This window comes from Rhodococcus sp. IEGM 1241, from assembly GCF_033142365.1.
Lineage (GTDB): Bacteria > Actinomycetota > Actinomycetes > Mycobacteriales > Mycobacteriaceae > Rhodococcus_F > Rhodococcus_F erythropolis.
Window position 1 is genome coordinate 218,664 of sequence record NZ_JAWLSE010000004.1, and the last position, 20,055, is coordinate 238,718.

Below are 20,055 nucleotides of genomic sequence, written 5' to 3' on the forward strand. Positions count from 1 at the left end.
GCGGGGTTCTAGCTCCGTACCGACCAGGCTTCCCACAGTGCAGCGTAGGAACCGTCCGCGCCGATCAGTTCGTCATGTGTCCCGCTCTCGACCACGCGGCCACCGCTCATGACGAGTATGCGATCGGCGCGGACTGCTTGGCTCAGGCGGTGTGCGATCACCACGGCAGTCCTGCCGGTGACTGCGAGCTCGGCTGCCTGATCGAGTAGACCGGCTGCAGTGGTTCCGGCTTCGGCAGTCGCCTCGTCGAGGATGACGACGGGCGGGTCGAGCAGAGCCAGCCGGACGAGGGCTATGTGCTGTGCCTGTGCCGCCGTCAACTGGTACCCGCCGGCCCCGACCCTGGTCTCGAGCCCGTCCGGAAGCTCATGGATCCATTGAGCTTTCATCGTTTCGACGGCTTCGGCGATCTTCGCATCGTCCGAATCTGGTGCGCACAACCGGAGATCGTCGGCGATCGTCCCGACGAACACGTGAACTTCCTGGCTGACCAGGACGACTTTGTGCCGAAGTTCGGCATCACTCAGGTCGTCAATCGGTGTGCCGTCGACGGTGATTCGCCCGTCCCCGACGGGAATGATGCCGGCAATCAGTTTGGCGAGTGTGGTCTTTCCGGCACCACTGCTGCCGACGACGGCGATTCGTTCCCCCGGTGCGATCGAGATCGAGATCGAATCGATCACCGGGGTGGAGTTGTCGTACGAGTAAGAAACCCGCTCCACGTCGACTCCGATGGGTGCGGACCGAGCCGAGGCAGGAATGCTCGCGGGACGCCCGGGCATCGCGGTGACACCGATCAGGCGAGCCAGGCTGGCACCCGCATCCTGCAATTCGTCGATGTTCGAGAGAAATACCGCGATGGGGCTGAACAGACTGTGGAAGTAGAGCGCAGCGGCGGTAGCGGCCCCGATGGACACCGACCCCGTGGTCACGAGCCAGTAGCCGACGCTCAGGACCGCGGCCAGTCCGAGCAGTTCGGCGCCGTTGAGTTGAGCGAAGAAGTTGGTGCGCAGTCGAACTGCCTGCATGTCGAAGCTGATGGCATGCTCGGAGGTCTCGGCGATTCGGCCGATGTGCTCGTCGGTTCGACGCAGGGCAGTGACAGTACCTGCACCACCCAGGGTTTCGATGAGCTGCTGTCCCCGCCTGGCCTGCGCAGCGCGAGAGCGTCGGTAGACGGGTCCGGAGCGTCGGAGGAAATGACGAAGAGCGAAATAGTGAATCGGCGCAACGGCAACGATCGCCACGGTGAATCGCCAATCGATCACTCCCACACCGACAAGCGTCAGTGAAATCATGAACAGGGCGGACACCGTTGCGGGTAGCACCCGCGCGATGACGGTGTTTACCGCTTCGACGTCACCCGAGACCCGGGAAATCAGATCACCGGTTCCGGCATCCTCGACCAGTGACGACGGCTGCGCGAGCGTGGCGGCGAACACGTCCTCACGAAGATCGGCCAGCACGTTCTGCGCGACATTCGCGAGAAGCTGTGTGCTCCACCAAGTCAGCGCAACTCCTGCTGCCGCTGCGCCGAGCATGAATGCGGTGATACGCAGAAGTGAGACAAACGGTTTGCCCTCCGTGACTGCATCGACCATGAGCCCGAGCAGCGCCGGGGTGGACAGGCCGCAGGCCGTAGCGGAGAGAAGTACGACGGTCGTGAGTGCGAGCGCTCGCCCCCGTGGCCGAAGCAGTGCGATCAATGCGCGGACCGTCTGTGTGGTCGACGCGATCGGCAAGGCAGATGTAGCCGGAACAGCAGATGCATCCGGAAGGGTTTCGGTCACAGTGAGTCTCCGTCCCGAGCGGCGTGGTCGATCGTGACGACACGGTCACACGAATGGAGCAAGGTCGGACTCGAGGTGATCACCACAATGGCCTTGTCGGGAAAGTTTCTCAGTGAGTGTGCAATTCGATGTTCGGTGACAGAGTCCACGGAAGTGGTGGGTTCGTGGAGGACCAGGATCGGCTGGGGTTGATGCAAAGCGCGGGCGAGGAGAAGGCGTTGGCGCTGACCTCCGGAGAGTTTCTTTCCTTGCTCACCTACCTCGGAGAGGTGGCCGTCGGGCAGATGCGTCAACACGTCGTCGAGCGCAGATGACGTCATTGCCGACGAGTCGACGTTCGGTGCAGCCAGATTGTCGAAGACGGTGCCGGTGAACACGGTTCCTTCATGAGCGGACACGAACACCTGATCGCGAACTCCGTCCGGACCGAGTTCGGTTGCATCGGTGCCGAATACGAAGTAGCAGTCAGGGTCCAGCGGAGTCTGAAAGGCGAGTTGGCGTGCCAGTCGGTGAGCGGAATCGTCCGCGCGCACGCCCACCACCTCGCCGCGGCGAGCTGAGACGACGGTTCCGTTGTCCGTCGAAATCAGCAGGGCGTCTTCACTTCTGACAGCGCTGATCGGGGCGGTGGAGGGCGGCGATTCGATCAGGTGCGGCTCGGCCAGGAGTTCGGACAGCCTGCGTGCGGAGCCTCGCTTGGCAGCGAGTTCTGCACCGAAGAACCCCAGAGTTTCCATCGGACCGGCAATGACCCTGCTCAAGCCGACAACGGTGACGAAGTTGCCCACGGTGATCGTGCCTTGATGCGCCATCCACGCGGCTCCAAGTGCGACCGACGCCAGCACCAACGCGGAGACCCCGGAATTGAGCGCGGTCAGACTGGACATTGCTCTGACCGTCCGGATCGCTGCTTTCATCGACGCCCGGCTCGCCTTGACGTATCGCGACAGGGCAGTGGGCTCGGCCCCGAAACCCTTCAGTACTCGTAACCCAAGCGTGAAATCAGTTGCAAGCATGCCTGCCTCGGCTGCCTTCTTCTGCTCTGCATACACACGCTCGTCCAGTGGACCGCTGATCTTGTGAATGAATACGAGCTGCGCAGCAGTGATGAGTACGACGATCAGTGCGAGCGGCCACGAGACGAAGGCAAGCGAAATCACTGCCGCGGCGAGCCCCGCAAAAGCTGAGCCCTGTTCGGCGACAACCCAGGAGAAGCCCGAGACGTGTGAGGCGTCCGAGGTGGAGATGGTGAGAACTTCACCCGTCGAGCGCTGAGCTTGCATGCCTCTGGCATCGAGGACCCGTCTGGCAGCGTTCAATCGTAGGTCGTGTTCGCCGTAGACGAAGACCTGCGTGTTCAGGCGAACCGCGATGCGCCACGACAGAGCAAGTCCCACGAACAGAGCACACAACACAGCAAGCCATACGAGAAGTGCTGTGCTGTCGGACTTTCCGATTGCACGGTCGACGACGGTACCGATCAGCACCGGAATGAGGGCTTGAGCTACCTGATACGACGCCTGGCCGGTGACGGCTGCAACCAGTCGCGGGCCGCGTCCGGAGGAGAACGATCCGACTCTGATCATCTCCATCGGACCGGAACGAGTTTCGGGCAGCGCTGACACTCGTGAAACTCCTCGCCCAGATCTGAACACTCGTTGTGCAGTTCTACGGTAGAGCCGGAGCGAGTGCGGAAAGTGCTCGCAGATGCCAAGGGCTACGCGGCAGCGGACAGATGGAGTATCGACACCCCATTACCGGGATCAGGTCTCGATATACCTGCCTGGTCGAAACAAGTACGTTTGCGAAGAGAGCTGACAGAAGATGAAAAGCACTACCCGAATAGTGGCTGCGTTGGCCGCGATTGCCCTGCTCGCAGGCTGCCAGAGCAGCACCGAGTCAACAGCGTCGGAGGACACGACGCAGTTGGCCGAGACCGGTGCGCTGCCGGTCACCGTAGATCACGCGTACGGCTCGACCACCATCGAGACCGAACCTCAGCGGATCGTGACCATCGGCTGGAACAGCCAGGATTCGGTCCTGGCACTGGGCAAGACGCCCGTCGCCATGGAGTCGTTCAGCGGGGCAGGCTTGGAGAACGGAATCCTGCCGTGGGACGAAGAATTGTTGGGCGACGTCGAACCCACGTTGCTCGACAGCACTTCCGGTGTGCCTTTCGAGCAGATCCTGGCGTTGGAGCCGGACGTGATCATCGCGGTGGTCTCGGGAATCACCGAAGACGACTATGCACGTCTTTCTCAGATCGCACCCACGATTCCGTTCAAAGAGACCGCATGGGCGACTACGTGGCAGGAGCAGATGTCGACCATCGGTTCAGTACTCGGACAACCGAAGCGGGCGGCTGAGCTGATCGAGGAAACTGACGATTCCATAGCCGACCTGGCTGCGGGGTCCCCGAATCTGAACGGGAAAACCTTGACCTTCCTCTCGGGAAACATCGACGGCCTCACCAATTACTGCGCCGACGACGGCAGAGTCATCCTGATGTCCCAGCTCGGACTGAAGCAGTCGGCCGGAAGCGCAGAGCTGTGCGGGGACACCCAGGGGTCGGTGACTGCATCGCGCGAACAGTACAACGAACTGGACGCGGACGTGATCGTGCTCAACGACGCGAGTGGTCAGGGGCTCCCCGGATTGATGGGGGACAAGTTGTTTGCCGACCTGCCTGCAGTCAAGGACGGCAGGCTGATTCAGCAGCTCGGTCTGGCCCGAGTCATGGCACTGGCTTCGCCCACGTCGCTGAGCGTCAAATATGCCTTCGCCGAACTGGTCTCGAAGATGAACGGCTTCTGACCAGCTAGGCTGACAATTCGCACGCGTCCGAGTAATAGTTCTTCGGTGTTCGTCCGGTGACCTTGCGGAACACGCTGGTGAAGGCGCTGGGGGTTTCGTATCCGACGCGACGGCTAACCGTCGAAACAGGAACGCCCGCAGCGAGATAGGACATCGCGGCGCGGACGCGGACTTGAATCCTCCACTCGGTGAAGGACATCCCCGTTCCCTGAGAGAACACGCGGCTCAGGGTACGGGGGCTTCCACCGACCACATAGGCCCAATCGGCAAGCCCGCGTTGATCGGCGGGGTCGGCGATCAAGCGGCGTGCAACGGCGAGGGCCCGGGGATCGGCGGGCATCGGCACTGCGACATCAGCCGCCTCGATGGGCGCGAGCGTGTCGAAGACTACGGATTCCGCCCGCAAGCGAGCCTCGGTAGGCATGTTTCGCTGGTGCAGATGGATGAGCATCGTCTTGACCACGTCGTCGATGCCGATGATCGCGGGTTTTGTCCACGGGTGGGGGAACGACTCGGGCCGGAAATAGGTGAAGCGAGCCTCGGTGGATGCGCCGAGCGTGATGCGCCGTGGAGTTCCAGCCGGAATCCACATGCCGACCGTCGGTGGGATCTGCCAACGAACGTCGTCGATGTACGCGCTCATCTCGCCGGAAGCGCCCCACAGGAGTTCGTGCTCGGGATGGCGGATCTCACGCCACGCGCGCTTCTGATCGCGCCCGATGGTGGACGTCGTCATGGCGAAGGGGAGCGGAACGTACCGGCCTGCCGGCACAGCCCAGTACGGAAATCCTGTGGAACTCATCGGTGGATCATACCGCGAATGACTTAGGTAATGCTTTCCTATTTGGTTCTTCGACGCAGGGCACGAGGGAGTGCGGTCGCGACAAAAGACCGAGGGTGGCACCGAGTCCGAAGACTCGATGCCACCCTCGATCACATTCCCCGACGGAGTGTTTACAGGTGGAGCAGGTGAATCAGCTGCCGTTGGCCAGGACACCGCTGATGATGTCGGAGATGAAGCCGGCCGGGTTGTCGAGGATGGAGGAGCCGGCCGAACCGGTTCCGCCCTCGCCGTCAGAAGAGCCGAAGCCCAGATCTGCCGAGCCCGATGCGGCAGCCTCACCGGGGTTCTTGGCGCGGATCTTGGCGTAGACATCGCCGATGTTCTGATCACTGCCCCACAGCGAGATGCCGATGGAACTGGGGAGCTCGACGTAAGTTCCCGGCTGTGCGTTGGTCGGAACCAGGTAGCTCACTTCGAAAGTGACTGTCTTGCTGCCGGTGATCGAGACATTCCAACCCGCATCGGGAATTGTGACGGTGCGCGCCGCATTGTCGACGGTGGGGGAGACCTTCTCGGTTTTCTGAGTCAGTCCGAGAAAGTGCCATGAATCGATCGAGGCGCTGTCCTTGATGTAGGTGTATCCGGCCGGGAAACGGTCGACGAACTTGTTGACGAAGAAGTCCGGATGGCCGTTGGCCGAAACCGTGGTGCGGACGGTCAATTTTCCGCCGGGCGCCACTTCTCCGTCGCCTACGACGCTCTTGGTGATCGTGACTTGGTTCGAAGTCACGGTGTTGGTCTTCGGGTGCGCGGCATCTGCGTGCGCAGCTCCGGTGCCGATGAGAAGTCCGCTGGTTGCAAGCGCAGCGATTGCTACTCCGGTGAGTGTTTTGCGCATTGAGAAACGTGACATGAAATTCTCCGTTCGAGGGGTTCACGCTGACGGCGATGGGGATGACTCTTCAAAGGTTGCGCCGTGGTAACCATTGAAACCTATCGGACGCTTGCCTATGTGTCAGTTCGGCAGAATTTACGGAAAAGTCCGAATTGAGAGGACTTTTTCGACCTCGATTGCCTGTTGTTAACTGATTGGCGACCAATTCGGCGAAAAGCTGGGCGAATGTCCAGGTCGACTGTATCGTACTTCGAGAGTCGGGTTGCAACAAGTTCCAGTAATCAATGAATTCGGTTGTCCTGGAACCACACAGAGTGGAGATTGTTCGTGGCAAAGTTTGGATCCAGGAATCGTAGTCTGTCCACCGTTGGAGCTGGTTTGGGGGTGATTGCTCTTGCTGTGGGCGCAAGCGCGCTGGGTGCGGGAGTCGCGACTGCCGAGACAGCAACTTCTGGTGCCTACACATTTACTCGCACCGTGGACAATGCGTCCCCGAAGATCGGTGACACGATCACCTACACGACAGTGTCGAAGAAGAGCGGAATCGACGGATATATCAGCAGGTTCACCGAGACGCATGCCGCATGCTTGACCTTTGTCCCGGGCTCGGCGAAGGTCACGAAGTTTCACGTTGGCGGGACGATGACCGAAACCACTGAAACGCCGGAACTGACAGCCACGACGCTCGAGGTGACCAGTGCCGGCTGGATCAACAACGGCAGCAAGCCGGTGACCATGAAGACCAGCTACACGGTCACTGCTTCGTGTGCGCCGGGAACCGTGTACGGAAGTGGATTGGCGGTAGGTGCCACGGTGATGGGCAACGGATTCCAGTCGAGTGCGAATTTCGCCAACTTGGGCCCGTCCATCACTGTCCGCGCCGCGGATGTGGTTGATCCCGTTGACCCGGTTGATCCCGTTGATCCCGTTGATCCCACTGGCCCCGGAACCGGTGGCGGAACCGGATCGCTCGGCTCGTTGAGTGGTGGCCTCGGTTCCCTCAGCGGACTGTTCGGCTCGAGTTAGCCGAGAATTGTGAAACGGCGGGCCGAGACTGTCGTAGTCTCGGCCCGCCGCGGTTATTCGGTGATCAAGCGCTCAAATCATGAGGTGCTCAGCCGAATTCGATCGAGGTGTTGATCTCTTCCACCTGGTTGGAGGTCTGCATGTTCGTCGTGTCGGTGAACTGATTCGCAAAGCTGACCAGGTAGACCGGCGAGTTGTCGTCGGCTTGGTAAGCGACGACTGTCATGACGGCGTAGAGCGGAACGTCCAGGTTTGGGGCGGTCCAGGTTCCGGAGAGGCGGAACCCCTGCTGTCCGTCGACGTCGATCTCGGTGTACTTCACCTCGGTCCATCCGTCGAGGGTGGCGATCGTTTCACGCGCAGCGGCAAGAACCTCGTCTTTTGTTGCGGTGCCTTGGTTTTCGACCGTCACGGTGGTGTTCGGCATGAAACCGCTGGGTTCCTGGCTGTTGCTGGACAACGCATCAGTAACGCCGGCAGGGATGTTCTCACCGTGAGTCCAGCTTGGCGGGAGGCTGACGCTGATGTTCGGCGCTTCGGGGTCGTCGCCGGTTTCGATCGTCGTCCGCTCACCGATGAACGGTGTCCCGTCCCGCAAAGTCGGCGTCGCGGGAGCGGCAGACGACGAGGATGCAGAACTTTCGGAAGCGGTGGTCTCACTGGTGTTGGTATCACTGGAGACAGCGTCGCCGCTTTCCGAACTGCTGCATCCGGACAGGACGAGTGCAGCAGTGATCAGTGACGCTATTCCGAGAGCAAGTGTGCTGCTCTTAGGGCTCATAGTGTGACAGTCCTTCAGGTTCTGGCGACGGCCGAGCGCCGCCGGCAGCATTGCTGGCGCGGCTGAGACTATCAGCGCTAGGGCGGCCTGGTAGTGGCCTTCAAGGTAATGGTGCTGCCGGGCCGCAGCTGTGCCAGCGACGCAATCCCAGCGTCGGAAACGACGGCGATGACCGGGTATCCGCCAGTCACGGGATGGTCGGCCAGAAATACGACGGGCTGGCCGCCTGGCGGCACCTGGATGGATCCCATCACGACGCCTTCGCTCGGCAATTCCTCGGTGCGTGAGCGATGTAAAGGCCCTTGGCCCTGTAACCGGACCCCGACTCGGTTGGTGTGTTCGGTGACTTTCCACGTGGTGTGAAGGAGCGCGTGGACGGATGCGGCGGTGAACCAGGAATTTCGGGGGCCGAGCGTGATCTCGATCGGAACTGCGCCGAGTGCAGATGCCGGCGGTGGAATCAACTCTTCGGTGGGCCACGTCCCTTCCTCTGCCCCGAGGAGGAGTAGATCACCGGCGGCGAGCGGCGGCGGCCCGAGCCCGGAGAGCGTGTCGGTGGATCTACTGCCGAGTACCTGCGGGACGTCGACGCCACCGCGCGCAGAGATGTACGTTCTCAACCCGGTTGTGCTGTAACCCAATTCGATAGTGCTGCCACCGCCCAGGTGGATGCTCGCGTAGTCAGGTGCCGGCCGTCCGTCGACGGCCAGCGGCACCCGCGCGCCTGTCACTGCCACCGTCATCGAACCGACGGCCCGCATCGCAAAACCCCCAGTGGTGACTTCGATGGTTGCTGCTCGAAAAGTGTTGCCTACGAGTCTGTTCGCGCTGTCGTGCGAGATCATGTCGACGGCGCCGGATCTGCCGACCCCGAGAGCGCCGTAGCCTCTCCGCCCGCGGTCCTGAACTGTGGCGAGCGGGCCGGTACGCACTACCTCGAGCCAGGCCATGAATCCATTGTCCCGCAACAACGCGGTGAAGACACCAAAATCATGCTTGCACCGAAATCATGCACGGACAAAGGTGACTGTGGTGCCGGGTAGAAGCAGCGCCGGCGGGCGGCGCTCGGCATCCCACACCGACAGTTCCGTCGTTCCGATCAACTGCCAGCCGCCCGGGGAGCTACGCGGGTAGACGCCCGAGAACGGTCCGGCCAACCCGACTGCACCGGCCGGGACCTGCCTGCGCGGGTCCGATCGACGTGGAACTTCGAGCTTTCTCTCGTTGCTGGTCAGATACGCGAAGCCGGGGGCGAAACCGATGAACGCGACGGTCCACGACGCAGACGTGTGAGCCTCGATGACACCGTCGACCCCGAGTCCGGTCAGCTTGCCCACTTCGACGAGATCGCCGCCGTCGTAGCGGACCGGAATCGCGACAGCAGGCCAGCTCTCGTCTGCTGTGAGTTCGATCGGTACGGCCCCACGTACCCATTTCTCCACGAGTTTGTGCCCGGTGATCGTGTTGTCGTACTCGATCAGGATGGTTCGCGCCGCGGGAATCAGATCGATCACTCCGGGGATTCGACTGGCGTCGAGAGCCCTGAAGTTGCCCAGCACGCTCGGCAGTTCGTCGTACTCGACGAGGACTGCGGATTCACCGGCGGGCAGGATCGTGATCATGTGAACGGTGTGATCTCGACGTCGGAGGATTCGAGGAGATCGCGGATCGCTGCGGCCATGTCGACGGCTGCCGGACTGTCACCGTGTACGCACACCGACTCCGCGGTGATTTTGAGGGTGCTCCCGTCGACCGCATCCAACTCGCCGTCGACGACCATTCGCCGAACCCGTTCTGCAACAAGCGCCGGGTCGTTCAGAACGGCGCCCGACTCGGTGCGGGGGACCAAAGTGCCTTCTGCCGTGTACGCGCGATCGGCAAAAGCCTCGGCGACCACGTCGAGGCCGGCTTCGCGCGCCTCTTCCAGAAACACCGAACCAGGTAGTCCGAGAACAGGTAGCGAACTGTCGTAGGCAACGACGGCGGCGACCACAGCCCGCGCCTGCCGTCGGTGATGGACTATTGCGTTGTAAAGCGCGCCGTGGGGTTTGACGTACGTGACCCGCGATCCGGCGACACGAGCCAAACCGTCGAGTGCCCCTATTTGATAAATGACGTCGGCGGTGAGGTCTTTCGGGGACATGTCGATGAAGCGTCGGCCGAAACCGGCGAGGTCTCGGTAACCCACCTGCGCGCCGATCCGCACGCCGCGGGTGGCTGCGGATTCGCAAGTAGCCAACAGCGTCGTCGGGTCGCCGGCATGGAATCCGCAGGCGATGTTCGCGCTGGTGACAAGTTCGAGCATGGCGCCGTCGTCGCCCAGGGTCCAGGCTCCGAAGCCCTCGCCGAGGTCGCTGTTCAGATCAACGCTGTAGCCCATACCTCGATTCTAGGTAGGTATGGGCTCTCGGTGTTCAGGCGTGCGCCGGAATCCGTCCCGCATTCTTGCGACGTGCGGATCCGAAGAGTCGGCATATCAGGTAGATCACGAACGAGACCGAGGTGACGAAACTCGAGACGGGAACGCCGGGTGCCAGCGAGAGAAGGATGCCGCCGACGGCTGCCAGTTCGGCGAACACGACGGAGAGGATCGTGGCCTTGAGTGGGCTTGCCGTGACGTACGCGGCGGCCGCTGCGGGGGTGATCAGCAGCGACATCACCAGCAGCGCACCGACGATCTGTACGCCGAGTGCTGCGGTGATGCCGACCAACACTGCGAACACGATCGACAGTGCCCGAACCGGAACACCGCGAGCTGCAGCAACTTCGGGGTCGGTGCTCGCGAACAGCAAAGGGCGATAGATGAATCCGAGTGTGCCGATCACGATGACCGCGCACAGCAGAAGAAGTTCGAGACCGCTGTTTCCCGGCGCCACGATCTGTCCGACCAACAGTGAGAAGCTGGTTCCCGTGCGACCGTCGTACGCCCAGAGGAACAACACCGACAAGCCGAGACCGAAAGCCATGATCACGCCGATCACCGAATCTCGGTCGCGCGCTTTGGCTCCGAGCAGCCCGAACAGCACTGCCGCGACCACGGATCCGACGATGGCACCGAAGCCGACGCCCACACCGACGAGAAGTGCGGCGGATGCACCCGTCAGTGACAGCTCACTCGTTCCGTGCACCGAGAACGACATCTGACGACTCACGATCAGCGGCCCGATGATGCCTGCCAACAATCCGAGGATGGCACCGGCAATCAACGCCTGTTGGACGAAGTCGTACTGCAGTAGGTCGACGGTGGCGGACACGTCGAACATCCGCGACATCGCGTCGGTGAACTTGTTACTCACTGGTGGTGATCCTCATCCGAATGGTGAACGCCTTCTCCCGGACGTAGTCCGCCTGCGCTGCCGAGCGCGTCGATGGCGTCTCCGGTGCCGATCACGACGAGGCGGCCACGAACCTGCAACACTTCGACGTCGGTGTTGTACAGATCCGAGAGAACCTCGGACGTCATCACTTCGGCCGGCGTCCCGATCCGGAATTTGCCGTCCACCAGATAGAGCACTCGATCGACCAACGGCAGGATCGGATTGATCTCGTGCGTCACGAACAGCACTGCGGTGTCATGGCTGCGCCGACGCTTGTCGATCAGCGTCGAGACCAGGTGCTGGTTGGCGAGGTCGAGGCTGAGCAGCGGCTCGTCGCACAGCAGGATCCGCGGGTCGCCGACCAAAGCCTGCGCGATCCGCAGTCGCTGCTGCTCACCGCCGGACATGGAACCGATGGGAGCGTCGGCAAACGACTGGGCGCTGACCTGTGCGATGGCGTCGTCGACGATCTTGCGGCGACGACCCCGACGCAGTAGGCCCGTACCCCACTGGTGACCGTCGACGCCGAGGCCGACCAGGTCGCGGCCGCGGAGCGGGAGGCCGTCGTCGATGGATTTCTGCTGCGGGATGTACCCGACGTGTGAGTTCCCGGCCCGTGCCGGCGTGCCGACGATCTGTGCACTACCGCCGCTGAGTTGTAGTTGGCCCAGCAGAATCTTCAAGAGCGAGGTCTTGCCCGACCCGTTCGGCCCGAGTACGGCGATGAACTCACCTGGCTGTACCTCGAGATCGAGCCCGTCCCACAATGTGCGGGCGCCGAAAGACAATCGAGCGTCCTTCAGCGTCACAGCGGGCACGGAGGCCTTCGAAGGCACGGTGTTACCAGGAGGCACGGTGTTACCAGGGGGCACAGGAGTATTCGCGGAAGTTTCTGTCACAAGCCGATCGGTTCTTCTCGGAAATCGTGGGGCAAATAATTACTGGGCAGAGAGGGCGTTTGCGAGCGACTCCGCGGTCTGCGTCTGCCACTGAATGTAGTCCAGGCCCTCGGGGAGAGTCTCCGTAACCTCGACGACGGGCACTCCGGCGGTTTCGGCTGTGGTGCGCATGTCCTGGGTCACTTTGTCCTGCGTCTGGATGTTGTAGACCAGTGCGCGGGCCTGCTTCTCCGAGAGGAGCTGGCGCGTTGCGGCGATTGCGGCCGGTGAAGGATCGTTGCCGTCTTCGATGGCACTGGTGAACTCTTCGGGAGTTGCGTCCTTCAGTTCAGCTGCGACCAGGAGGTAGTGCGCGATCGGCTCGGTCTGCGCCACCGGTGCGCCCGCGTGGGCAGCGGCGATGGAATCGGTGATCGCTGTGACGCCGGCGAGCTTCTGGCTGTATGCCTTCGCGTTGTCCTCGTAGGTCGCCGCGTTGTCCGGATCGAGAGCGCTCAGCTGATCGGCAACCGAATGTGCGACGGCGTCGACGGTCGGAATGTCGAACCAGACGTGTTCGTTGACTGCGCCGTGGGTGTGACCGTCATGCGATTCGCCCGCGGTTTCGCCGGCGTGGATGCCACCGTCGAGCAGGTTGTAGGCGTTGACCGTCTTCTGCTCACCCTTGCCCGCGTCGAGGACGTCGGTGATGAACTGGTCGTAGCCGCCGCCGTTGTAGACAACGAGCGATGCGTCGGTGATCTTGGCGGCATCGGCTGGAGTCGCCTCGAACGAGTGCGGGTCCGCGGATGGCTCGTTGATGATCGACGTCACGGTCAGCTTGTCGCCGGCGACGGCTTGCGTGACGTCGCCCCACACGTTCGTCGATGCGACGACGGTGATGCCTTCGTCTTTCGACGAGCTGGAGCTGCACGCGGTGAGCGCGAATGCTGCGGCGACCGAGACGGCCGCGAGGGCGGTGGCGGTGCGGAATTTCGACGACGAACGCACGTGCTTTTCTCCTGAACAAAGGCTGGGCTAAATGCTATTGGAAACCGTTACCGTTACACATTAGCGCATAGTCGCTGGTAGTTCACCTTCGGTTCAGCCCCAACGCGCCGTCTGCGGGCACTACGGCTAACGTCCGTTTATGCCCCGGTCCCGTCAGCCACGCCGTCAAGCCACTTTGGCGTCGCTTGCCGCCGAGCTCAATGTGTCGAGAACTACAGTCTCGAACGCGTACAACCGACCCGATCAGCTCTCCGTCGAGCTGCGGGATCGAGTGCTCCAAGCGGCCAAGCGACGCGGATATCCCGGACCCGATCCGGTCGCCCGCTCCTTGCGAACTCGCAAAGCCGGTGCCGTCGGTCTTCTGCTCACCGAAGCACTCAGTTATTCGTTCCGTGACCCGGCCGCCATGAGCTTCCTTGCCGGTCTCTCGGAATCGTGTGAGGACGCGGGCCAGGGCTTGCTGCTCATCCCGGCCGGGCCCGGCCGCGACGAGGTGGATGCTGCAGCCGTGGTCCAGCAGGCGGGCGTCGACGGCTTCGTCGTCTACTCGGTGGCCGACGACGATCCGTATCTCGCTGCCGTGCTCGAGCGTCACATTCCGATCGTGGTGTGTGACCAGCCGCGCGAGATTCCCGGTGCATCCCTCGTGGGCATCGACGACCGCGCTGCCATGCGCAAGGTCGCCGATTACCTCATCGGGCTCGGCCACCGTGACATCGGCGTGCTCTGCATGAGGCTGGGGCGCGACCGGATGGACGGCGTGGTCAGCCAGGAACGACTCAAGTCCCCGCACTTCCACGTCCAGCGTGAGCGCATCGAAGGAGTGCGCGACGCGATGGTGGCGTCCGACATGGACCCACTCTCACTCACGGTGATCGAGCGGTACGTCCACACATCGCAGTCCGGGCACTCGGCGGCGGCGGAAGCTCTCGCGACCAACCCCGAGATCACCGCACTGGTCTGCACCACCGACGTGCTGGCTCTCGGCGCCTTGGACTGGGCGCGCTGGCAGGGCATCGATGTACCTGGCCAACTGTCGATCACCGGATTCGACGGCGTCGACGAGGCGCTGCGCGAATCACTGACAACGGTGCGCCAGCCCCAGGAAGAGAAGGGCCGGCGCGCCGGTGCGCTCCTGATGTCGCCGTCTGGATCCGGCGTTCCGATAGTCGAGATGCTCGACACCGAACTACTGGCCGGGCGAACATCAGGTCGGATCAAGGGGTAGCGCTCACGCCAGGAGTTGGGCGCAGCGCAACAATCCCAGATGGCTGTACGCCTGGGGATGGTTGCCCAGCGAGCGTTCCGCGATGGGGTCGTACTCCTCCGCGAGTAGTCCGGTAGGACCCGCTGCCGCGACCAACTGATCGAACAGTGCCTCTGCTTGCAGGCGTTGTCCGATCAGTAGGTAGGCCTCGACGAGCCAGGCGGCGCAGAGGTGGAACCCACCTTCGATGCCGGGCAGACCGTCGTCGTGATGGTATCGGTATACCGTTGAGCCGCTGCGTAGTTCAGCCTCGGTGGCTACGACGGTCGCTGCAAAGCGTGGATCCGTCGGATCGATCAGTCCCGACAGCCCGATGTGCAGAGTAGCGGCGTCGAGATCGGTACCGTCGTAGGCTGCGGTGTACGACTGGACGTCGTCCTTCCAGCCTTTGTGTCGCACTTCGTCGGCGATCTGGTCACGCAGTTCCGCCCACTCGGGCAGAGCCTCGCGAGAAAAGCGAGTAGCAAGATCGACGGCGCGGTCGACGGTGACCCAACCCATCACCTTGGAATAGACGTGGTGGCGCGGGTTGTCGCGAATTTCCCAGATGCCGTGATCCGGTTCGAACCAGCGCCGCTGCACTGCTTCGACCATGGCGCACACCAGTTCCCAGTCGCGGTCACTCAAAGGATCGGGGGCACCGGCCTTTTCGCGTGCATTCGCCAGTTCGACGATCAGCTCGACGATCGGGCCGAACACGTCCAGTTGAACCTGCTGATTCGCGGCGTTTCCGACGCGGACCGGCCTGGAGCCGGCGTATCCGGGAAGTGAATCGATGACGGCCTCTGGCGGTAGCGAAGTCCCGTAGAGCGTGTAGAGGGGGTGCAGGCGCTCGGGTCCCGGCAGCGTTTCGAGTACGCGGTGGACCCAGTCGAGGTAGTTCTCGGCTTCGTCGGTGGATCCGACGCTCACGAGAGCTGTTGCGGTGAGGGCGGCATCGCGCAACCAGCAGTAGCGGTAGTCCCAGTTGCGGACTCCGCCGATCTCTTCCGGCAGGGATGTTGTGGCGGCGGCCATGATGGAACCGGAATCGGCATGAACCAGCCCGCGCAAGGTCAGCGCCGAGCGTTTCATCAAGTCCGGCTTCAGCTTCGGCAGTTCGAGCGTCTTGGCCCAATCGGACCAGTATGCCTCCGAGGTCGCTCGACGCTCGAGTTCCGGAACTTCGGAAGGGCCGATTTCTTCTGTTCCGCAGCGCAATTCGAGTACGACGTCACCCTTGGACGGCTCGACGATGGCGTGGGCAGTCTGCTGGTTTCCGTCGGTGGCGATGTTCCACAGCACACCAGGGGAGCGGAGCACGTAGGGCTCGTTGGTGCCGAGGACCCGAATGCCCTCGTCGACGACCTCGAGCGTGACCTGACCCTGGCCGAACTCGGGACGGGGTGCAAACGAGACGATCGCGTCGGCCTGACCGGAAATGATGCGGGTCAGGTCGGTTCGTCCCTGCGGGACGTCGTGCGGGAGGTAGTCGGTGACGGACAGGCTCGCCCAGCGGGTCTGAACGGTCATCGTGCTGTCGATGTACTTCTGGCTCAGTGGCAACGCTGTGCGGCGAGGCCCGACCGAGAAGTGGCCGGCCCCGGTTCCGCCGAGAAGGTGGGCGAAGACCGCCGCGGAATCCGGTTCCGGGTGACACAACCAGGTCAGCGTCGCATCCGGGGTCACCAAAGCGACGGTCCGCGGACTGGCGAGCATCGAGAGTCGCTCGATGGGCGGAGCGTCGGCACCGGAAAGCCACGTACGGCGCTCGTCGAGCAGGAACGCCAGAGCAGCAGCGACATCCTCGGTGCTGTCGACGCGATAGTCGGCGACGGTGTCCCCGCTGCCGACCTTGATTCCGATGTCCGGCCCCTGCAGCCTGCTGAACGCCTTTTCGTCGGTGACGTCGTCCCCGATGAAGACGGCAGCGGTAGCGCCGTCCTGATGGCGGATCAAGTCGAGTGCGTGGCCCTTGTCGGTGGCGATGACCGCCAACTCGACCACCGACTTACCCTCGGTGACCTGAACACCCGGCCAGAGGGCCGATTCGGTGCGAACGGCGATGAGCGCCTTCTCGGCGTCGTCGGCGCTGGTGTTGCGTACGTGCAAGGCGACGCTGGCGGGCTTCTTCTCCACAGTTGCGCCGGGGGTGTCGGCGGCGATTCGGCCCAACTCGGTGACGATCTCGTCGAGCAGTTTCCTGGCGTCGGCGTCGATCGCGTGAACGAATCCGATGTCGAACTCGGAGCCGTGGCTGCCGACCAATTGCACTTCGGCGGGAAGCCGGGACAGCGCCGCCAGATCCTTGAGGGCGCGGCCCGAGATCACGGCAGCAGTCGTCGACGCCAGGCTGGCGAGGGAGCGGAGCGCACGCACCGTTTCCGCGCGGGGATACGCCTTGTCCGGGTTGGCGACTATGGGTGCCATCGTCCCGTCGTAGTCGGAGGCTACGAGCAGACGCGGCGTGCGTGCCACGCCCGACAGCGCTCGGCGGAGTTCGATGGACAGATCTTGTGCGCTCACCTCTTCAAATCTAGGTGATGCAGCGACTCCTGGCTCGATACGTTTCTGCCAGATCAGTGCAAAAATGACAGATGCGACAAAGGATGTCTATTCGGGTTTCCGAGTTCCATCACCGAGCAGCAGTTCAACCGTCAATTCCAGTCGATTGGCGACATCGGTAGCCGAAGAACGTCGCGTGAGCCAGGCCACCAAATTGGACAGCCACACATCGGAGATCACGCGCGCGATTGCCAACTGCTCTTCGGTCGGCTCCTCTTCGGTCATCGCTCGTGCGAAGAGGCGGTCCATCAACTGGCCCACCTGATCGACCTCTGCCGCTGCGGAGGCGTCGGCGAACATGAACGCGCGAGTCATGGCTTCGGTGAGGAGCGGATCGCGCTGCATCGCTCGGGTGATGAGGCTGAGGATCAGCTGCATCCGCTCGAGCGGGCTGGTTCCAGGTGGGATCTTGCCCTTGGAATCGATCTTCTCGAATTCGCGTGCCAGAGCGGACACCAACAGGTGAACCTTGGAGGGGAAGTAGCGATAGAGCGTTCCGACTGCGACATCGGCGCGCTCGGCCACGGCGCGCATTTGAACAGCCTCGTAGCCACCCTTGGACGCCAGGGCGAGGGTTGCGTCGAGAATCCGCTTGCGGCGTTCACGTTGCGCGTTGGAGCTGAGATCGTCGTCCCCGAGCGTTGCAGAAGCAACCGCGTTGGAGCGGGATCGGGATGTTGTGGTCATCGACAAATTCCTTCGCGCCTTGACTCTTGGCCAGGTGTCATATTAGAACACGTTCTAAACAATTGTGTCACTTATCGAGAGGCGGGAACCAGTTGTGACAATCGCCACGACCGATGAACAGCGGGCGGTCCAGGAATCGATAGAGGCCTGGGCTCGCTCGGCCACGCCGATGGACATGGTACGCCGTGGACCAGCAGTTTCGTGGCGGGAGAAATGGTCCGAGTTCGCGTCTCTCGGGATATTTTCCGTCGCCGTTCCTGAATCGGTAGGCGGAGCCGGAGCCGAAATCGTCGATCTCGCAGCAATGCTCGAGCAGGCGGCAATCGAACTCGTGCCGGGTCCTGTTCTCACGACTGCACTTGCAGCTCTGGTGGTTGGGCGTAGTTCGTCGCCCGCTGCCAAGCGCTGGTCCGAAATGCTCGCCGACGGTGCGTTGCCGTGTGCCGTCGTATTGGACGAAAGTCCAGTTGCGGCAACGGCGAATGCGTCCGGCGGCATCGAGCTTCATGGCGAAGGAGGTTACGCCTGGGGTGGAGACTCGGGCGTATCGGTCCTCGTGTCGGCGGGCGTGGTGTCGGAAGGTGAAGGCTCGCGTGTCGTCTGGGCTCTCGTCGACGGAGACAGCGAAGGTGTGACCTACGAAGCGGTCGACACGATCGACAAGTCGCGACCACTGGCGCGAGTCTCCTTCGACCGAGTGACGGTCGACGCCGACCGAATCCTCGATGACATTGCGCCAGGATCGGTTTCCGATCTAGCGGCGGTACTTGGGGCTGCCGAAGCTGCCGGAATTGCGGCGTGGAGTCTGCGTACTGCGGTGGAGTACGCGAAGATTCGCGAACAATTCGGAAAACCCATCGGTTCGTTCCAGGCGATCAAACATATCTGTGCCGAAATGCTGTGCCGAGTGGAAAATGCCGGAGCTGTCGCCTGGGATGGTGCGGTCGCTGCAGAGTCGGGCGACGAACTTCCGATCGCGGCGGCGGTGGCGGCCGCGGTGTCTCTGGACGCCGCTGTCGACACGGCAAAAGACTGCATTCAAGTGCTCGGCGGCATCGGATTCACCTGGGAGCACGAGGCGCACTTCTACCTTCGTCGAGCACTGTCGCTCCGGCAGATTCTGGGTGGATCGTCCCGCTGGCGCGCACGCGTCGTTGAATTGACGATCGGCGGTGCACGGCGTCACCTTCAGATCGACTTGAGTGAGCTGGAATCCGACCGGTCCGACATTCGCGAAGAGGTAGCGCAATTGGTGGCGCTGCCCGAATCCGAACAGCGCAACGCGTTGGCCGAATCGGGCTACCTTGCGCCGCACTGGCCTAAGCCGTACGGCCGGGGCGCCAAGGCCGCGCAACAGATTTTGATCGAAGAAGAGTTGGCGGCCGTCGGTATCGGCCGACCCGATCTCGTGATCGGGTGGTGGGCAGTTCCCACCATCCTCGAGCACGGCAGTGCGGAGCAGATCGAAAGATTTGCGACACCGACGCTCAAGGGTGAGATCACTTGGTGTCAGCTCTTCAGTGAACCTGGTGCAGGTTCCGATCTTGCCGCGCTGCGTACGACCGCGGAGAAGGTCGACGGCGGTTGGAAGCTGAACGGCCAGAAAGTCTGGACTTCGCTTGCGCGTGAAGCTGACTGGGCCATCTGCCTCGCCAGAACCGATCGCGAGGTTCCCAAGCACAAGGGCATCACGTACTTCCTTCTCGACATGAAGACGGCCGGGATTCGGATCTCGCCGCTGCGTGAGATCACCGGCGATGCTCTGTTCAACGAAGTCTTCCTCGACGACGTCTTCGTGCCGGACGACTGCGTCGTCGGCCAGCTCGGCGGAGGCTGGAAACTGGCCCGAACGACCCTCGCCAACGAGCGAGTCGCGATGAGCGGGGGCTCTTCGCTCGGCGGTGCGATGGAGGAATTGCTCGAGCTGGCGGGCGATCCCGATCCTGTGGTTGCAGACAAGCTCGGTGGGCTGATCGGAACCGCCATGGTGGGCTCGTTGCTGGAATTGCGCACGACACTGCGGCAATTGGATGGTCAGGATCCGGGCCCGGCGTCGAGCGTCCGCAAGCTGGTGGGCGTGCGCCAGCGTCAGAATGTCGCAGAGTTCGCCATGGAATTGGGTGGCCCAGCCGGATGGGTGGAGGGTCCGCTCTCGCGTGAGTTCCTCAACACGCGATGCCTGTCGATTGCCGGCGGAACCACGCAGATTCTGTTGACCGTCGCCGCGGAGAGAATTCTGGGTCTGCCCCGTGATTAGACGG

General features: G+C 62.7%; 17 protein-coding genes. 4 read left to right on the forward strand and 13 right to left on the reverse strand.

Annotated elements, in window-relative coordinates; all coding sequences use genetic code 11:
• Nucleotides 1-8: 8 nt before the first annotated feature.
• Together R4P70_RS19410 and R4P70_RS19415 are read right to left on the reverse strand one after the other, a co-directional pair.
• Nucleotides 9-1,790 carry an ABC transporter ATP-binding protein gene (locus R4P70_RS19410; protein WP_046377906.1) on the reverse strand — a complete coding sequence of 594 codons (1,782 nt, stop codon included), beginning with the start codon at nt 1,788-1,790 and terminating at the stop codon, nt 9-11.
• Nucleotides 1,787-3,415: an ABC transporter transmembrane domain-containing protein gene (locus R4P70_RS19415; RefSeq protein ID WP_031330913.1), complete on the reverse strand. Its 1,629-nt coding sequence runs from the start codon at nt 3,413-3,415 to the stop codon at nt 1,787-1,789. The genes R4P70_RS19410 and R4P70_RS19415 overlap by 4 nt, the downstream gene beginning before the upstream one ends.
• A 199-nt stretch (nt 3,416-3,614) precedes the next feature.
• Here R4P70_RS19415 and R4P70_RS19420 point away from each other — a divergent pair, with 199 nt between their 5' ends.
• Nucleotides 3,615-4,604: an iron-siderophore ABC transporter substrate-binding protein gene (locus R4P70_RS19420; protein ID WP_029537512.1), complete on the forward strand. Its 990-nt coding sequence runs from the start codon at nt 3,615-3,617 to the stop codon at nt 4,602-4,604.
• Nucleotides 4,605-4,608: 4 nt separating this feature from the next.
• Here the strand turns inward: R4P70_RS19420 and R4P70_RS19425 are convergent, their stop codons facing one another.
• Nucleotides 4,609-5,406, reverse strand: coding sequence for a helix-turn-helix domain-containing protein (locus R4P70_RS19425; RefSeq protein WP_019746842.1), 798 nt, complete (start codon nt 5,404-5,406; stop codon nt 4,609-4,611).
• A gap of 172 nt (nt 5,407-5,578) precedes the next feature.
• Nucleotides 5,579-6,301: a hypothetical protein gene (locus tag R4P70_RS19430; protein ID WP_225320267.1), complete on the reverse strand. Its 723-nt coding sequence runs from the start codon at nt 6,299-6,301 to the stop codon at nt 5,579-5,581.
• A 366-nt stretch (nt 6,302-6,667) separates the two neighbouring features.
• Here R4P70_RS19430 and R4P70_RS19435 point away from each other — a divergent pair, with 366 nt between their 5' ends.
• Complete coding sequence (locus R4P70_RS19435; RefSeq protein WP_029254438.1) at nt 6,668-7,309, forward strand: hypothetical protein; 642 nt, start codon at nt 6,668-6,670, stop codon at nt 7,307-7,309.
• 88 nt (nt 7,310-7,397) lie between these two features.
• On the opposite strand, the gene R4P70_RS19440 is transcribed toward R4P70_RS19435, so the two are convergent.
• From R4P70_RS19440 to R4P70_RS19470, 7 genes are all read right to left on the reverse strand, one after another.
• Nucleotides 7,398-8,090, reverse strand: coding sequence for an LpqN/LpqT family lipoprotein (locus tag R4P70_RS19440; protein ID WP_317831232.1), 693 nt, complete (start codon nt 8,088-8,090; stop codon nt 7,398-7,400).
• Between the two features lie 77 nt (nt 8,091-8,167).
• Complete coding sequence (locus R4P70_RS19445; protein ID WP_182261283.1) at nt 8,168-9,040, reverse strand: biotin-dependent carboxyltransferase family protein; 873 nt, start codon at nt 9,038-9,040, stop codon at nt 8,168-8,170.
• A 57-nt stretch (nt 9,041-9,097) separates the two neighbouring features.
• Nucleotides 9,098-9,712, reverse strand: coding sequence for a 5-oxoprolinase subunit B family protein (locus R4P70_RS19450; protein ID WP_092764586.1), 615 nt, complete (start codon nt 9,710-9,712; stop codon nt 9,098-9,100).
• Nucleotides 9,709-10,470, reverse strand: coding sequence for a 5-oxoprolinase subunit PxpA (locus R4P70_RS19455; protein ID WP_317831235.1), 762 nt, complete (start codon nt 10,468-10,470; stop codon nt 9,709-9,711). The genes R4P70_RS19450 and R4P70_RS19455 overlap by 4 nt, the downstream gene beginning before the upstream one ends.
• Before the next feature lie 34 nt (nt 10,471-10,504).
• The gene (locus R4P70_RS19460) at nt 10,505-11,386 is read right to left on the reverse strand and encodes a metal ABC transporter permease (protein WP_003945811.1); all 882 of its coding nucleotides are present in this window, start codon (nt 11,384-11,386) and stop codon (nt 10,505-10,507) included.
• The gene (locus R4P70_RS19465; protein ID WP_029254441.1) at nt 11,383-12,243 is read right to left on the reverse strand and encodes a metal ABC transporter ATP-binding protein; all 861 of its coding nucleotides are present in this window, start codon (nt 12,241-12,243) and stop codon (nt 11,383-11,385) included. The genes R4P70_RS19460 and R4P70_RS19465 overlap by 4 nt, the downstream gene beginning before the upstream one ends.
• A gap of 102 nt (nt 12,244-12,345) precedes the next feature.
• The gene (locus R4P70_RS19470) at nt 12,346-13,296 is read right to left on the reverse strand and encodes a metal ABC transporter solute-binding protein, Zn/Mn family (protein WP_317831238.1); all 951 of its coding nucleotides are present in this window, start codon (nt 13,294-13,296) and stop codon (nt 12,346-12,348) included.
• A 139-nt stretch (nt 13,297-13,435) separates the two neighbouring features.
• Here R4P70_RS19470 and R4P70_RS19475 point away from each other — a divergent pair, with 139 nt between their 5' ends.
• Nucleotides 13,436-14,524, forward strand: coding sequence for a LacI family DNA-binding transcriptional regulator (locus tag R4P70_RS19475; RefSeq protein WP_007733995.1), 1,089 nt, complete (start codon nt 13,436-13,438; stop codon nt 14,522-14,524).
• 3 nt (nt 14,525-14,527) lie between these two features.
• Here the strand turns inward: R4P70_RS19475 and otsB are convergent, their stop codons facing one another.
• Both otsB and kstR read right to left on the reverse strand, forming a co-directional pair.
• Nucleotides 14,528-17,068, reverse strand: a complete 2,541-nt coding sequence (gene otsB, locus R4P70_RS19480; RefSeq protein WP_021332371.1) for a trehalose-phosphatase — start codon at nt 17,066-17,068, stop codon at nt 14,528-14,530.
• 87 nt (nt 17,069-17,155) lie between these two features.
• Nucleotides 17,156-17,794, reverse strand: coding sequence for a cholesterol catabolism transcriptional regulator KstR (gene kstR / locus R4P70_RS19485; protein WP_003945752.1), 639 nt, complete (start codon nt 17,792-17,794; stop codon nt 17,156-17,158).
• Between the two features lie 94 nt (nt 17,795-17,888).
• Here kstR and R4P70_RS19490 point away from each other — a divergent pair, with 94 nt between their 5' ends.
• The gene (locus R4P70_RS19490; protein ID WP_070385795.1) at nt 17,889-20,051 is read left to right on the forward strand and encodes an acyl-CoA dehydrogenase; all 2,163 of its coding nucleotides are present in this window, start codon (nt 17,889-17,891) and stop codon (nt 20,049-20,051) included.
• The last annotated feature ends 4 nt before the right edge of the window (nt 20,052-20,055 follow it).